Annotated in this window: 14 protein-coding genes and 1 tRNA gene; 7 read left to right on the top strand and 8 right to left on the bottom strand. The window is 67.4% G+C overall.

Annotated elements, in window-relative coordinates:
- Nucleotides 1–208: 208 nt before the first annotated feature.
- The 3 genes from cspA to topA all read left to right on the top strand — a co-directional run bounded on the left by cspA (nucleotide 209) and on the right by topA (nucleotide 4096).
- Nucleotides 209–412 (top strand): cold shock protein CspA, encoded by a 204-nt coding sequence (gene cspA / locus VE759_RS18500; protein WP_066982775.1) that lies wholly within the window; start codon nucleotides 209–211, stop codon nucleotides 410–412.
- A 145-nt stretch (nucleotides 413–557) separates the two neighbouring features.
- Nucleotides 558–1136, top strand: a complete 579-nt coding sequence (locus VE759_RS18495; protein ID WP_324935113.1) for a hypothetical protein — start codon at nucleotides 558–560, stop codon at nucleotides 1134–1136.
- 131 nt (nucleotides 1137–1267) lie between these two features.
- Nucleotides 1268–4096: a type I DNA topoisomerase gene (gene topA / locus VE759_RS18490; protein WP_324935111.1), complete on the top strand. Its 2829-nt coding sequence runs from the start codon at nucleotides 1268–1270 to the stop codon at nucleotides 4094–4096.
- A 7-nt stretch (nucleotides 4097–4103) separates the two neighbouring features.
- Here the strand turns inward: topA and VE759_RS18485 are convergent, their stop codons facing one another.
- Nucleotides 4104–5657, bottom strand: a complete 1554-nt coding sequence (locus VE759_RS18485; RefSeq protein WP_414687951.1) for an adenylate/guanylate cyclase domain-containing protein — start codon at nucleotides 5655–5657, stop codon at nucleotides 4104–4106.
- 98 nt (nucleotides 5658–5755) lie between these two features.
- Between VE759_RS18485 and VE759_RS18480 the strand changes: the two genes are divergently transcribed.
- Both VE759_RS18480 and VE759_RS18475 read left to right on the top strand, forming a co-directional pair.
- A complete protein-coding gene (locus VE759_RS18480; RefSeq protein ID WP_324935109.1) occupies nucleotides 5756–6964 on the top strand; it encodes a DNA polymerase III subunit delta' in 1209 nt (402 codons plus the stop codon).
- A gap of 60 nt (nucleotides 6965–7024) precedes the next feature.
- Nucleotides 7025–7097 (top strand) — tRNA-Thr (locus VE759_RS18475).
- An 83-nt stretch (nucleotides 7098–7180) separates the two neighbouring features.
- Here the strand turns inward: VE759_RS18475 and VE759_RS18470 are convergent.
- Nucleotides 7181–8947 (bottom strand): hypothetical protein, encoded by a 1767-nt coding sequence (locus tag VE759_RS18470; protein WP_324935107.1) that lies wholly within the window; start codon nucleotides 8945–8947, stop codon nucleotides 7181–7183.
- Between the two features lie 50 nt (nucleotides 8948–8997).
- Here VE759_RS18470 and VE759_RS18465 point away from each other — a divergent pair, with 50 nt between their 5' ends.
- The gene (locus tag VE759_RS18465; protein ID WP_324935105.1) at nucleotides 8998–9942 is read left to right on the top strand and encodes an NAD-dependent epimerase/dehydratase family protein; all 945 of its coding nucleotides are present in this window, start codon (nucleotides 8998–9000) and stop codon (nucleotides 9940–9942) included.
- Here the strand turns inward: VE759_RS18465 and VE759_RS18460 are convergent.
- Genes VE759_RS18460 through VE759_RS18445 form a run of 4 tightly spaced genes read right to left on the bottom strand, consistent with a single transcriptional unit; the run spans nucleotide 9939 to nucleotide 12962 of the window.
- Nucleotides 9939–10292 carry a DUF2304 domain-containing protein gene (locus VE759_RS18460; RefSeq protein WP_324935103.1) on the bottom strand — a complete coding sequence of 118 codons (354 nt, stop codon included), beginning with the start codon at nucleotides 10290–10292 and terminating at the stop codon, nucleotides 9939–9941. The two genes, VE759_RS18465 and VE759_RS18460, sit on opposite strands and share 4 nt — an antisense overlap.
- On the bottom strand, nucleotides 10289–10999 hold the full coding sequence (locus VE759_RS18455; RefSeq protein ID WP_324935138.1) for a glycosyltransferase family 2 protein: 711 nt from the start codon (nucleotides 10997–10999) through the stop codon (nucleotides 10289–10291). Before VE759_RS18455 ends, VE759_RS18460 begins: the two co-directional genes overlap by 4 nt.
- A 5-nt stretch (nucleotides 11000–11004) precedes the next feature.
- Nucleotides 11005–12279, bottom strand: a complete 1275-nt coding sequence (locus tag VE759_RS18450) for a hypothetical protein (RefSeq protein WP_324935101.1) — start codon at nucleotides 12277–12279, stop codon at nucleotides 11005–11007.
- 53 nt (nucleotides 12280–12332) lie between these two features.
- On the bottom strand, nucleotides 12333–12962 hold the full coding sequence (locus VE759_RS18445; protein WP_324935099.1) for a DedA family protein: 630 nt from the start codon (nucleotides 12960–12962) through the stop codon (nucleotides 12333–12335).
- A 62-nt stretch (nucleotides 12963–13024) separates the two neighbouring features.
- On the opposite strand from VE759_RS18445, the gene VE759_RS18440 reads away from it, so the two are divergent.
- Nucleotides 13025–13462 (top strand): hypothetical protein, encoded by a 438-nt coding sequence (locus VE759_RS18440; RefSeq protein WP_324935097.1) that lies wholly within the window; start codon nucleotides 13025–13027, stop codon nucleotides 13460–13462.
- Nucleotides 13463–13517: 55 nt separating this feature from the next.
- Here VE759_RS18440 and VE759_RS18435 read toward each other — a convergent pair whose 3' ends face one another.
- Both VE759_RS18435 and VE759_RS18430 read right to left on the bottom strand, forming a co-directional pair.
- On the bottom strand, nucleotides 13518–14039 hold the full coding sequence (locus VE759_RS18435) for a 2-oxo-4-hydroxy-4-carboxy-5-ureidoimidazoline decarboxylase (RefSeq protein WP_324935095.1): 522 nt from the start codon (nucleotides 14037–14039) through the stop codon (nucleotides 13518–13520).
- A gap of 121 nt (nucleotides 14040–14160) precedes the next feature.
- Nucleotides 14161–14649, bottom strand: coding sequence for an inorganic diphosphatase (locus VE759_RS18430; RefSeq protein WP_324935091.1), 489 nt, complete (start codon nucleotides 14647–14649; stop codon nucleotides 14161–14163).
- Nucleotides 14650–14756 lie beyond the last annotated feature (107 nt).

Genomic DNA, 14756 nt, shown 5'->3' with positions numbered 1-14756 from the left:
ACGCGCCGAACATGATTGACTAATCGCGGTCGCAGCTTCTGTGTTCGTTTCATGCGCTCGCAGGATCGACGTTGCGATCGCGGTTCCTGCGAGGGTCACCAAGGTCGGTCAGTTCCGACGACTCCACGAAGGATGGCGGTCGGAACGGGCCCGGTGTACCGAACGACGGTGGACCGCACCCGGTGAGAAGAGAAGGAAAAATCGAGAAATGCCACAGGGTACTGTGAAGTGGTTCAACGCGGAGAAGGGCTTCGGCTTCATCGCCCCGGAGGACGGCTCCGCCGATGTGTTTGTCCACTACACGGAAATTCAAGGCTCCGGCTTCCGGACCCTTGAGGAGAACCAGAAGGTCGAATTTGAGGTCGGCCAGAGCCCGAAGGGTCCGCAGGCCACGGGCGTCCGTTCCATCTGAGCATCGGGTTCAGCGGTAACCGCACGAAGAATCTGACGAAAAACCCCCGAGCAGTCCGATAATCGGCACCGCCCGGGGGTGTTTCGTTTACCCGCTTGCGGCCCGGCGCTGCGAGCACAGTCAGCGGCTGGCTTACTGTCGTGGCGTGAGCCAGCTGTCGTTCTTCTCGGCAGAGTCGGTGCCGCCGGCGGTGACCGACCTGACCGGCGTGCTGGCTGCCACCGGCCAGGTGGTGCTGCTCAACGGCGGAGCCAGGCTGTCGGTCGTCGTCGAGCGCCCGTGGCGTGCAGTCGCGCTGGCCGAGATGGTCGTCGAGGCCGGCCTGGAAGCCGAGATCACCCGCACCGACGAGGGCACCCCGCTGGTGCGGACGTCGGTGGACCCACGGCTGGTTGTCGTCGCCGATCAGTGGACGCGCGGCGCGGTCAAGACCGTGCCGCCGCAGTGGCTGCCCGGTCCGCGCGAACTGAGGGCCTGGACATTGGCTGCGGGCTGCCCCGAGGACGACCGCTACCTACTGGGTTTGGACCCGCACGCGCCGGACACGCATTCTCGGCTGGCGTCGTCGATGATGCGGGTCGGAATTGCCCCGACTTTGATCGGTACCCGCGGGTCCCGGCCCGCGTTGCGCATTAGTGGCCGACGACGGCTATCGCGCCTGGTAGAGAATGTGGGGGAACCACCGGGCGACGCCGAGGCGTTCTTGCAATGGCCGCGGGTATGAGGGGCGGGCGTAGCTGGGTCGGTTTGCGTCGGCCCGCGCGGAATGACATGTTGGCTCATGCTCGCTGGCATCGGGTGGCCGAATGCATCCGTTGGTGGCAGGGCACGCACAAGTGGGGAGCGTAGAACTAGTTGGCTGGCGAAGTCCGCGGCAGAGGTAGCGCTGGAAATGGAAGGCGACGGCTCGTCATCGTCGAGTCGCCCACCAAAGCGCGCAAAATAGCCGGCTACCTGGGCTCCAATTACATCGTCGAGTCCTCCCGCGGGCACATACGCGACCTGCCGAGATCGGCTGCCGACGTGCCGGCGAAATTCAAGTCCGAGCCGTGGGCGCGCCTGGGCGTCGACGTCGATAGGGACTTCGAACCGCTCTACATCATCAGCCCGGACAAGAAGAGCACCGTCAACGAGCTGAAAGGCCTGCTCAAGGACGCCGACGAGCTGTATCTGGCCACCGACGGCGACCGCGAGGGCGAGGCTATTGCCTGGCACCTGCTGGAAACTCTGAAACCCAGCGTCCCGGTCAAGCGGATGGTGTTCCACGAGATCACCGAGCCGGCCATCCGCGAGGCCGCCGACCATCCGCGCGACCTCGACAGCGACCTGGTCGACGCGCAGGAAACCCGGCGCATCCTCGACCGGCTGTACGGATACGAGGTCAGCCCGGTGCTGTGGAAGAAGGTGGCGCCGAAGCTGTCGGCGGGCCGGGTGCAGTCGGTGGCCACCAGGATCATCGTCCAGCGCGAACGAGAACGGATGGCGTTTCGCAGCGCCAGCTACTGGGACGTCACCGCCGAACTCGACGCCCGCGAGTCCAACCCGGCTGGGCAGCCTGAGCCGCAGCCGCCGAGCTTTGTGGCGCGGTTGGTCAGCGTCGACGGCAGGCGCGTGGCGACCGGGCGCGACTTCGACTCGCAGGGCGCCGTCCGCAAGCCGGACGAGGTGCTGGTGCTGGACCAGCGCACCGCGGGCACGCTCGCCGACGGGCTGCGCGGCGCCTCGCTGACGGTTTCGTCGGTCGAGGAAAAGCCCTATACCCGCCGCCCGTACGCGCCGTTCATGACCTCCACGCTGCAGCAGGAGGCCGGCCGCAAGCTGCGGTTCTCGTCGGATCGCACGATGAGCATCGCCCAGCGGCTCTACGAAAACGGCTACATCACCTATATGCGCACCGACTCGATCACGCTGTCGCAGTCGGCCATCAATGCCGCGCGGCAGCAGGCGCGCGAGCTGTATGGCGAGCAGTACGTCAACCCGACGCCGCGGCAGTACAACCGCAAGGTCAAGAACGCCCAGGAGGCCCATGAGGCGATCCGGCCCGCCGGCGAGACGTTCGCCACGCCGGGACAGTTGCATTCGGTGCTCGACAACGATGAATTCCGGCTGTACGAGTTGATCTGGCAGCGCACGGTGGCCTCGCAGATGGCCGATGCGCGCGGGACGACGCTCAGTCTGCGGATCACCGGCGAGGCCGACAACGGGCAGCGGGTTGAGTTCACCGCCAGCGGGCGCACGATCACGTTCCCCGGTTTCCTGCTGGCCTATGTCGAAAGCCTGGACGACCTGGCCGGTGGCGAGGCCGACGACGCCGAAAGCAGGCTGCCGCGGCTGTCGCAGGGCCAGCGGGTGAGGGCCACCGATCTGACCGCCGACGGGCACGCCACCAACCCGCCGTCGCGCTACACCGAGGCGTCGCTGATCAAGGCGCTCGAGGACCTCGGCATCGGCCGGCCGTCGACGTACTCGTCGATCATCAAGACCATCCAGGACCGCGGCTACGTCCATAAGAAGGGCAGCGCGCTGGTGCCGTCGTGGGTGGCGTTCGCGGTGACTGGACTGCTGGAGCAGCACTTCGGCCGGCTGGTCGATTACGGCTTCACCGCAGCGATGGAAGACGAGCTCGACGAGATCGCCGCGGGCCACGAGCAGCGCACCACGTGGCTCAACAACTTCTATTTCGGTGGGCCGCATGGTGTGCCGGAGTCCATCGCGCGGGCCGGCGGGTTGAAGAAGCTGGTCGGGATCAACCTGGAGGGCATCGACGCCCGAGAGGTCAACTCCATCAAACTCTTCGACGACGACGAGGGCCGCCCGATCTATGTCCGGGTCGGCAAGAACGGGCCGTATCTCGAGCGCAGTGTCATCGGCGACGACGGCGAGCCGACGCCGCAACGGGCCAACCTCAACGATGCACTGACGCCCGACGAGCTGACCCTCGAGCTGGCTGAGAAGCTTTTCGCGACACCGCAGGAGGGCCGGTCGCTGGGCGTTGATCCGGAAACGGGACACGAGATCGTCGCCAAGGACGGCCGATTCGGTCCTTACGTGACCGAGGTGCTGCCGGAGCCGGATGAAGAGGGTGACGGCGCCGGATCTGATGGCACCGGCCGGGCGGCTCCGGCTGCGAAGAAGGGCAAGAAGCCGACGGGTCCTAAGCCGCGTACCGGATCGCTGCTGCGGTCGATGGACTTGGAAACGGTCACGTTGGACGACGCGCTGAGGCTGCTGTCGCTGCCGCGGGTCGTCGGCGTTGACCCGAACACCGGCGAGGAGATCACCGCGCAGAACGGCCGTTACGGCCCGTACCTGAAGCGCGGCAACGACTCGCGGTCGCTGGCCACCGAGGACCAGATCTTCGACATCACCCTCGACGAGGCGCTGAAGATCTATGCAGAGCCGAAACGCCGTGGCCGCCAAGCCGCTTCGCTGCCGCCGCTGCGGGAGCTGGGCAGCGACCCGGCGACCGGCAAAGCGATGGTGATCAAGGACGGCCGGTTCGGGCCGTACGTCACCGACGGCGAGACCAACGCCAGCCTGCGCAAGGGCGACAACGTGTTGTCGATCACCGACTCGCGCGCCGCCGAGCTGCTGGCCGAGCGCCGGGCCCGCGGGCCGGCGAAGCGCACCGCGAAGCGCGGTGGCCGCAAGAAGGCGCCGGTAAAAAAGGCCAAGAAGGGTTAAAGCGCAGCTAGACCTGGGATGGGACCGGCGTTTTCAGCGGCCGCGCCAGCTGGGTGGGTGCGGTCCGGCCGCGAAGCTCGACCACCTCGCCGACATCCCAGCACAGCGCTTCGGCGTCCAGCGCGTTGCTGACCGCGATCGCCGACGCCAGCACGTGACCTTCCTCGATCTTGGCCAGCTCGGTCAGCCGGGCGGCCTCGTTGACCGGATCGCCGATCACGGTGTACTCGAAGCGGGCCTGCGCGCCGATGTGCCCGGCGATCGCCCGCCCCGCCGACACGCCGATGCCGAACTCCTTCGCACCGAGCATGTCGACGAGCTTTTCGCAAAGCTCGCGTGCCGCCGCGAGCGCCGCGCCGGCTCCGTCGGGATGCTCCAGCGGCGCGCCGAATATCGCCAGCGCCGCGTCGCCCTGGAACTTGTTGACGAAGCCGCCGTGGTTGTTGATGGTGTCGACGATGATCCGGAAGAACTCATTGAGCAGGTCGACGACCTCGCCCGGCGGCCTGGTGGCCGCGAGCTTTGTCGAGCCGACCATGTCGACGAAGAGCACGGCGACATTGCGTTCCTGGCCGCCCAGTTCGGTGCCGCGCTCGAGCGCACGGCGGGCGACGTCCTCGCCGACGTAGCGACCGAACAGGTCGCGCAGCCGTTGTCGTTCGGCCAAGTCGCGCACCATGTCGTTGAACCCGGCCTGCAACAGGCCCAGCTCGCTGGCGTCGTATATCTGCACGTGCGCGTTGTAGTTGCCGCGTTGCACCTCGCCGAGCGCCCACCGCAGTTGGCGCAGCGGGTCGGCGATCGACATCGCGGTGAGCACGGTGCCGATCAGCCCGATCAGCAGCGCGGCAACGGCTAACAGCAGGATGGGCGTGAGCAGCCGGTCGCCGGGCGCGTGCAAGATCGACGCCTTGGCCGCCACGACGGTCAGCACGATGGCCAGCACCGGCACGCCGGTGGACAGCAACCATGTCAGCACGGTCCGCAGAATCACGCCCGGTGCGTGGATCTGCTCCGGGACGCCGTAGCGCAGTGCGGCGATCGCCACGGGCCGCAGCACCCGCTCGGCCTGCAGGTAACCGATGATGGACGTGGCGGTGGCACCCAGGGCGGTGGCCAGCGCGACCACCGGTACCGAATGCTTGGCGACCGGCCAGATCGCGATGATGAACACCAGCCCGCCCAAGCACCAGTTCACCACGCTGATCAAGGACCGGTAGAACGGCATCTTCAACGCGCGGGCGCGGGCGAATTGAGTTTCCTGCTGGTCTGTTTCGGCCACGCCGTCGCGGCGCTGCCAACGGAACACCGGAATCAGCAGCCGCAGGCTGATCGCCGACCCGAACAGGAAGGCCAGGAACAACACGGCGGCGAACAACGCCAAATTGCCCTGGGGCAGCATCTGCAGCTGGATTCGGTCCTCGGGGGGCAGCCCGAAGCGCAGAAAGCCGAGGACGAAAAGCGCGCCGATGATGTCGGCCTGCAGCATGCCCAGCGTGAACACCGGCCACGGCGTGCGCACGACCCAGCGGACGAACGCGCGGATTCGCCCGATGGGCATGGCCTCGGTGGTCACCTAACTACCGTATCGGTCCACAGAGACGCTTAATAGTTTTCCAATCCTGGTCATGTCTCCGTTGCGTACTACTGTCGGCACTGATGAGCGGGGTTTTCACGCGGCTGGTCGGCCAAGACGCCGTGGAAGCAGAGCTGGTGGCGGCCGCGCAGGCGGCACGCGGTGATTCGACTCACAATCCGGTCGCAATCGGGTCTATGACCCACGCCTGGCTGATCACCGGCCCACCGGGTTCGGGGCGCTCGATCGCGGCGTTGTGCTTCGCCGCGGCGCTGCAATGCACGTCGTCGGGCGTTCCTGGCTGCGGGGAGTGCCGCGCGTGCGTGACGACGATGGCCGGCACGCACGCCGACGTGCGGCGGGTGATCCCGGAGGGCCTGTCCATCGGTGTCGACGAGATGCGCGGCATCGTCCAGATCGCTTCGCGTCGGCCCAGCACCGCGCGGTGGCAGATCGTGCTGATCGAGGACGCCGACCGGCTGACCGAGGGCGCCGCGAACGCGCTGCTGAAGGTGGTCGAGGAGCCGCCGCCGTCGACGGTGTTCCTGCTGTGTGCCCCATCGGTGGATCCCGAAGACATCGCGGTCACGCTGCGGTCCCGCTGTCGGCACGTCGCGCTGCTGACCCCGCCCGTCGACGCGATCGCCCGGGTGCTCGTCGAGACCGACGGGCTCGACGCCCAGGAGGCCCGCTGGGCGGCCTCGGTCAGCGGCGGGCACGTCGGCCGGGCGCGCCGGCTGGCGACGGATCCGGAGGCGCGGGAGCGGCGGCAGCGCGCGCTGGGGCTGGTCCGCGACGCGGTCACGCCGTCGCGGGCATATGCGGCGGCCGAGGAATTAGTGGCCACCGCCGAGGCCGAGGCCAGGGCGCTGACTGCCGCGCGTGACGAGCTGGAGACCGAGGAGCTGCAGACCGCGCTGGGCGCCGGCGGGACGGGCAAGGGCACGGCCGCCACGCTGCGCGGCGCCACCGGCGCGATCAGAGACCTTGAGCGACGGCAGAAGTCGCGGCAGACACGGGCGTCGCGGGACGCGCTGGACCGCGCGCTGATCGACCTGGCCAACTACTTCCGCGATGCGCTGCTGGTGGCGTCCTCGGCGGGCGGCGTTCGGGCGAATCATCCGGACATGGCGGCACGGGTGCAGGCGTTGGCCGGGCACGCCTCGCCGGAGAAGCTGTTGTGCTGCATCGAAGCGGTGCTGGAATGCCGGGAGGCGCTTGCTGTCAACGTGAAGCCGAAGTTCGCCGTCGACGCGCTGGTGGCCACCGTCGGCCAGGCGCTGCGCGATTGAGTTTGGAGTTTGGGCCGGTCGACGGGGCTGCCGTAGACTCGTGCCGCCCGCCGAGGGCACGCCACCTTAGCTCAGTCGGTAGAGCGGCTCACTCGTAATGAGCAGGTCAACGGTTCGATTCCGTTAGGTGGCTCCGACTCTTGTCGAACGTGACGCCAGTGCGTCGCTGGGCGCAAAATCGGGTGCTGACTTCACGCTCGGCGTACTCGCGAGCATTTACGCAGGCGCGACGAAGCCGACGGGGCCGGACGCTATGCACACCGACAGTGCCGCCGTGTTGGCGCGCACGTTGATGGCGTCCCCCGCCCCGGACAGCCGCACGAACACGCGGTTGAGCCCGGGATGCACCGGCACCCTGGTGTCGCGGCCCTCCGACAGCGACATCGTCAGCGACCCATCGCTGTTGGCCAGGTAATTGAGCTCGGCCGTCCACTCGGCCGGCAGCACCGGACCGTCGAGCCGCATCCGCACCGGCGCGTCGGGCTGCACGAAATAGCCGCATCCCGAAGCGGGTCCGGGCACGATCGTCCGCACCCACGTCACCTTGCCGTCGACCAAGCGTCCACTGGTGTCAAGCATGTGCAATCTGGTTGTGGCCGACCCGAAGTCCGGCCTGTTGCGGAGCGCGGCGAACATGTGACTGGCCAGGTTCTCCGGCCACGCGACCCGCTGCAGCACCAGCGGGTCGACTTCCTGGTCGAGCATCGGGGTGTCGGCAGACGCCCGGGCGGCGGCCAGCCCGCGCTCGGCGTTCTGCAGATACGGCTGAGCCGGGTTTTCCTGCCAGATCGTCAAGAACGTGGCGGTCGAATACAGGCAGGACGCCAGGAAAGCGATTGCCAAGCAACCGATCACCGCGGCGCGCGCCGGCGAGTCGTCCAGCCACCGCGACGACTCCCGATTGGGCCCGCAGAACGCAACCGCGGCGCACAGCGCGAGCACGACGACGAGATCGGGGAGATAGCGCAACGTCTGCGCGAGCTCGAGCGCGGTGAACCGCGACGACCGCATCAAGTAGATCGGCACCTGACACGCCACCGCGTAGCCCACCGCCACCAGCCACACCATGCCGATACGTTGCTTACGCAGCAGCGACACCACCAGGAGCGCCACAAGCACCAGCCAACCCAGGACCATGACGGCCGGCGGCGGGGTGGCCCAGGGCGACGCCGGCGCCCACCGTTGCCACGACCACGGGCCGCCGACCAGGCCGGGCACGATGCCGTGGGTCATCGAGCGCCGCAATAGATCCCACGTCATCGGCAGGTCGCGGCTCCAGCGTTCCTGGTCGACCACGAGAAGGTAGAGCACCACCCACGCGGCCGTCAGAACCAGCGACGCCGTCCACAGCCGCACACCGCGGCGCCACACTGTGCGCAGCGGCGTCGGCTCGCCGTTGACATGCCACAACAGCGCGGTGATCGCGAACGCGACAAACGGGATCACCGCGGATTTTTCGAAGAACAGCAGACCACCGAAATACACCAGCACCCCGGTGAGCGCGTATCGTTGATTTCCGGTGCGCACCAACAGGATTGCGTCGGCACACACCCAGGCCAGGGCAGCAAGCATGGGAAGCGAATTCAGCGCCGCGGCCCACCACGCGAACCCGGGCAGCCCCAGCGGGGTGAACAACGCGAAAGTCAGCGGAATCAATAACACCGGGCGCCAGCCGAGGATCACGTGCAGCGCACGCAGTAGCGAGAGCGAGGCCAGCAGCTGCAACACGATCAGGCTGAGCGCCGGGCCGATCCAATTCAGCGGCGCCGGCTTGGTAATGGCGCCGGCGACCAGGAACGCGCCCGGCATGACGTGACCGTCGTGGTCGTCGAACAGGTAAGTCGGGGACAGCAGCGGCTGGGTGCCCGCGCGGCCAATCAGGATCAGGTCATCCCAGTAGAAGTAGCCGCGAAACGCCAACACCGCGCGAACCAGCAACTGCAGCCCAATCAGCACGGCGGCGGCGCGGGCTACCCAGTTCACTCTTGTCGACTGTACGGTGGCGTGCAAGCCGCCGTCGGTATGGTGAGCCGGTGCACGCACTGGTCACCGGGGCAGCCGGATTCATTGGATCGACGCTGGTCGACCGCCTGCTAGCGGACGGACACGAGGTCACCGGCCTGGACAACTACGCCTCAGGGCGCGCCACCAACATCGAGCAGCTCGCCGACAACCCGCGATTCGTCTTCGTCGAGGCGGACGTCGTCAGCGCCGACCTCGACGCGCTGCTGGCGGCTCAACAGCCGGAGGTGGTCTTCCACCTGGCCGCGCAGATCGACGTCCGCAAGTCGGTGGCCGATCCGGTGTTCGACGGCGAAGTCAACGTGATCGGGACGATCCGGCTCGCCGAGGCCGCCCGCAAGGCCGGCGTTCGCAAGGTCGTGAACACCTCGTCGGGCGGGGCCATCTACGGCACACCCAGAAAGTATCCGACCAACGAGACGGCGCCGCCCGATCCGGCGTCGCCGTACGCCGCGAGCAAGGTCGCCGGCGAGATCTACCTGAACACTTTCCGACACATGTACCAACTGGACTGCTCACACGTCGCGCCGGGCAATGTGTATGGGCCGCGGCAGGATCCGCACGGCGAGGCCGGCGTGGTAGCGATCTTCGCCCAGTCGCTGTTGGCCGGTAAGCCGACCAAGATCTTCGGTGACGGGACCGACACGCGTGATTATGTCTACGTCGACGACGTCGTCGACGCGTTCATCAGGGCGGCCGGCCCGCACGGCGGCGGAATGCGATTCAATATCGGCACGGGCCTGGAAACGTCTGTGCGGCAATTGCATTCGGCGATTGCGGCGGCGGTTGGCGGCCCAGATGATCCGGAGTTCCATCCGCCACGGCTCGGCGACCTCAAGCGGTCGTGTCTGGACGTTCGACTTGCCGAGATGGTGCTGGGGTGGCACCCGCGGGTGAGCCTCGATGAGGGCATCCGCCGCACGGTCGACTACTTCCGCAAGACCCAAAGCGACTAGGGCCGCTCCTGTTGCGGGACGGGTTTTTGGGCACCCGCTAGCGCAATCGCGCGGGCCAGCCGCGCGTAGCGCAGCTCCAGATCCTTGAACCGCATGTATGCGCTGAGCGTCGTGAACGCAAACGCGATGACCAGCGCGTACACCATCAGGTCGGTACCGCGGTCCACGCCGAGCCAGTTGGCCACCACCGTGGTGTCGTCGGGCCGCAACACCGCGTAGATGCCGGCGAGGATGAACGCCAGATACCCGACCTTCACCCAGGCCTTGGATTGCGCCGACGCCCGCGATCTCAGCAGGAACACGAGCAGCGCGATCACCGCCGCGATCAGTAGGAGTTGGATCCAGTTCATCGGCGCATCCTTCCGCGCAGCCATCCGTCGAAGACGATGTTGACGCCGTTGACCAGCGGCTGTCCCTTCGACTTCGAATATTCGGTGTAGAGAATCTCGACGGGTTCTTCGGTTACCCGCCAATGGTTTTCGGCGACCAAGGAAATGAACTCGCTGGCGTGGCTCATGCCGTTCATCGTAATGTTGAGTCCATCGGCGACTTTGCGGTTGAACACCCGCAATCCGTTGTGTGCGTCGGAGAGTCCGAGCCTGCGGCTGCGTGGGCTCAGCCAGACCGCGGTGCGCAACACGATCCGCTTGAGCACTGGCATCTGCGTGTTGATGCCCGGTTCGGCGAACCGGGTACCGATCACGATGTCGACATCATCGGTGGTCAGCCGGTCGATCATCCGCACCACATCCTTGACGCGGTGCTGGCCGTCGGCGTCGAACGTGACGAAAATCTGGGCGGCCGGCTGGCTGCGGGCATACTCCACGCCGGTCTGGATGGCCGCGCCCTGGCCGAGGTTCACCGGGTGGCGGACCAGATGCGCGCCCGCTTTCAGCGCGATCGTGCCGGTGTCGTCTCGGCTGCCGTCGTCCACACAGACGACCTGGTCGAACTCCGACCGGACATCGGCGATCACCTCGCCGATCACGGCCGCTTCGTTATAGGCCGGGATCACGATCCAAACGTCGGGGTACCGGGTGTCGATGCCGAACAAAATACACGTCAAACCGCCGGTGGAAGCGGTGGCGGGCCCGCTTCGGGCGTCATTCCCAGGGCGGCCAGATGCACCGCGATGCCGACCAGCGGCCCGCACAGCAGCGCGATGACGGTGCGGGTCTGCAGCGCGATCGGCAACAACAGCAGCAGCGTCGATGCGACCGTCGCGCCGACCCACCCAAACGAGTATGCGCGGTGCAGCGCGGCTGCGACCACCGCGGCTCCCGTCAGCGTCAACAGCGCTATCGCCACTGCACCTGCGGTCAGCCACGCCAGCAGTGCACCGTCCGCGCGGTACTGCGGCCCGAATCCGGCGCGCAACAGCCACGGCCCGGCCGCGTCGGCGAGGACCACGCCGACGGCGCCGACACCGGCGATTACCACCGCGGGCCCGACAAGCGCGCGTATCCGATTGCTGCGCTGGTCGACGAAATGCGCGATCAGATTGCCCTGCATGGCGGTCAACGGCACCAGCAGCGGCGCCCGGGTCAGCGTGACGGCCAGGATCACCACGCCGCCGGTGGCGCCCAGATCCATCGAGGTGGCCTTCAGCAGCACCGGGAAGCCCATCACCAGGATCGCGCTGGCCCCGGCGGCGGCGACCGCGTGACCGGCACCGCGCAGAAACGTCGCGGTGTCTCCGGAGGCCACCAGGCGGGCGGTCTCGCGCGTCGTCGGCGACACGACGAGCATGATCAGCCAGGCCACCGCGCCGCCCACGGTTGCCCACAGGAAGCCAACAAGCCCCCAGCCGACCGCGAACGTGGTCGCCGCGATCACGACCCGGATGGCCGCGTCGGTGACCATCAACGAGCCGTACTGCGTCCACCGGCTGGCGCCGGCCAGCATGCCGAGCAGCGTCGAGTGCAGGCAGAAGCCGGCGAGGCCGACGCTGAGCAGGGCCACACTGGCCGGCCGCGACTGGACGAACACGTGACCGGCCCACAGCGGCGCGGTGCCCGCGATCGCGGCCGCCGCGGCGACGCCGACCCCGGTGGCCACCCGAAGCGGATGCGTGTACGGCGGCCCGACCGCGCGGCCGGAGTACCACACCGACCGCACCTCGCGGGTGGTCTCCTGAAGAAGGCCGTTGGCGGCGCCGGTGACCAGACCGAATGCGCCCCAAAACACCCCGAACACCGAAAAGCCGGCCGGATCCAGGTCGCGCGCCGCCAGGTACAGCACCGTATAGCCGCACAGCGCGGTCAGCACGGTTGCGATGCCGACCCGGGTGACACTGCCGCGGGTAATCGGGCCGGTCGGCGTCGCGGCGTCGGTCACGGGACCCTATTCAAGCAGCGGCGCGGCGACGCCGAGCAGCGGCGCGGCGACATTCAAGCAGCGGCGCTGCGACGCCGAGCGCGCACGTGACGCGCGATCAACGCCGCCACGATCACCACGGCGCCCCCGATCGCATACCACTTGTACTTCTCGACCTGGGTGTAGATCTCGGCGATGTGCTCGCCTGCCAGGTACCCAAGCCCCGCCCAGGTGCACACCCACAGCACCGCGCCCAGCGCATTAAAGCCAAGAAATTTCAGCCAATGCATGCCGATGATGCCGGCGAGCAGCCCGTTCACCTGGCGCAAACCCTCGATGAACCGAGCGATGGTAACCACCTTGCCGCCGTGGCGGTCGAAGAAGCTTTCGGCGTGATCCAGCCGCTCCGGGGTCAGGAAGACGTACTTACCGAAGCGCTGCACCAGTGGGCGGCCGCCGAAATGACCAATCGCGTAGCCGATGTTGTCGCCGATGATCGCGGCCAGCACGCCGACGATGATGACCACCGCGATGTTCATGTGGCCGGCGCCGGCGTAGATCGCCGCGGCGATCACCATGGCCTCGCCGGGCAACGGGACGCCGAAGTCCTCGAGCAGCACGAATGCGCCGACGCCGAGGTAGCCGTAGTGCTCCAGGACGGGCTGCAAATGGCCGAACACGCCCGGCAACTGACCTTGACTCACGGTGCTGATTCTCGCCCATGTTCGGGTTCGGGTGAGTTGAACCGTCGATGCCCGCTTGCCGTATGTCTAGTGTGACCGCCGTGGCCGGCGAACGGGACAGCGAGCAACGTGCGCTGCGGGTGTTTCTGGCCGACGCCGCAGGGGACAACTGGACCGAATTGACCGCCGGCCACGGGCGGGTCCAGCGGCTGACTGCACCGGATCTGCAGCGGGCGCAGCGAGCGCGGGCCGGCTTGAATGACGACGTTGCCGCGATCCTGGACTTGGCCGTCTTCGTTGCCGACGACTTTCGTTCGGCGCGTGAGCATTTCCGAAAGGACCCCGATTCGCTGCGCTACGCGGGCACGCTGAACGGCCTGGCGGGGCTGGTCAGCGACATCTTTGTGGCAGGCGTCGCCGACGGGGTCACGCTGATTCCGGCAGTCGCGGGCGTTGACGTGCGGGCTGCGGCGCAGACGGTGTTGGCGCGGCTGTCCTCTCGGTTGCCGGTCGCCGCCTAGCGGCAAGTTCATCGGGTCGATTAGCCGGCGAGGCACGCGAGTACGGGAGCTCGCATCACCAGTTGTCGTAGCCGCCTTCGGGTCCGAGCATCCGGTCGAGCCGCGTGCGATTGATCTTCGCCAACTCGTTGCGGACCGCCTTGCGCTCGGCCTCCGGGTCGTCATGCATCCGGCTGTTGATCGCGTCAAGCACGCCCGCCGCGTCCATGCCGGCAACGAACATCACGAACGGAAACCCGAAGTGCTCGGCGTACTGCTTTGCGGCGGCGTCCAATTCGGACATCACCTCGGGACGCTCATCGAACACCGAGCATTGCTCGGACCGTGACCAGGTGCTGCCGGGCCTGCGGCCGATGTGCGGGTAGGCCTGCAGGATGTGGTCGATCATGTCTTCGGAGAGCGCGAACAGCAATGCGTCGGCTCGTCGAAACAGCGCATCGCGATCGCGATAGGGCCTGCCCCGCGCAATGTCGTGGGCCAGCACCACGCTGTTGCAGCATTCATACAGCGCATGCATGGCCTTTTGCGGCGGCAGCTCGTTGAATGCGTCGAGGCCGATGCCCTGATGCATCAACATGGCGGTGGCTCCTCTTAATGGGATTCACCGCAATCATCGGAGCTCTCCAGCTAACCCCGCTACTCGATCAGCGGGAATTGACCCAGGTGTAACACGACGTAACGTGCGGGTTGCAGACGCCTCAGTGGCCCTCGGGTTTGAACCGCTCGAACGAGCGCTGCACCTCGGCCTCGGCGGCTTCCCGGCCCACCCAGTCGGCCGCCTTTACGTATTTGCCCGGCTCCAGATCCTTGTAGTGCACGAAGAAGTGCTTGATCGCCTCGAGCTCAAACGACGACACATCTCCGATGTCCTTGATGTGGTCCCACCGCGGATCACCGGCCGGCACGCACAGCACCTTGTCGTCGCCGCCGGCCTCGTCGGTCATCTGGAACATCCCGACCGGCCGTGCGGTGACGACCACGCCGGGGAAAACCGGCTCGGGGGACAGCACCAGCGCGTCGAGCGGGTCGCCGTCCTCGCCGAGGGTGTTTTCGATGAATCCGTAGTCGGTGGGGTAGGCCATCGAGGTGAACAGGTAGCGGTCCAGGCGGACCCGGTGGGTGTCGTGGTCGACCTCGTACTTGTTGCGCTGGCCCCGGGGAATCTCGATGGTCACGTCGAACTGCACGGGCCGGGCTCCTTCTACTTCAGCGTGGTACTCGGATGACGTCGCGGCCTAACCCTAATCGAGGGCTACCCTGCACTACAGCGGCCGTTCGCCGCGGCAAGACAGGA

The sequence above is a fragment of the Mycobacterium sp. genome (genome assembly GCF_035640695.1).
Lineage (GTDB): Bacteria > Actinomycetota > Actinomycetes > Mycobacteriales > Mycobacteriaceae > Mycobacterium.
Note: the sequence above shows the minus strand (reverse complement) of the source record. Positions and strands in the feature narration are given on the sequence as shown.

Bases quoted from the DNA above. Each gene is read 5' to 3' on its own strand.
- cspA (WP_066982775.1), top strand. From the start codon at position 209: ATGCCACAGGGTACTGTGAAGTGGTTCAACGCGGAGAAGGGCTTCGGC.
- VE759_RS18460 (WP_324935103.1), bottom strand. From the start codon at position 10,292: ATGAACTGGATCCAACTCCTACTGATCGCGGCGGTGATCGCGCTGCTC.
- VE759_RS18485 (WP_414687951.1), bottom strand. From the start codon at position 5,657: ATGCCCATCGGGCGAATCCGCGCGTTCGTCCGCTGGGTCGTGCGCACG.
- VE759_RS18435 (WP_324935095.1), bottom strand. From the start codon at position 14,039: ATGTTGATGCATCAGGGCATCGGCCTCGACGCATTCAACGAGCTGCCG.
- VE759_RS18480 (WP_324935109.1), top strand. From the start codon at position 5,756: ATGAGCGGGGTTTTCACGCGGCTGGTCGGCCAAGACGCCGTGGAAGCA.
- VE759_RS18440 (WP_324935097.1), top strand. From the start codon at position 13,025: ATGTCTAGTGTGACCGCCGTGGCCGGCGAACGGGACAGCGAGCAACGT.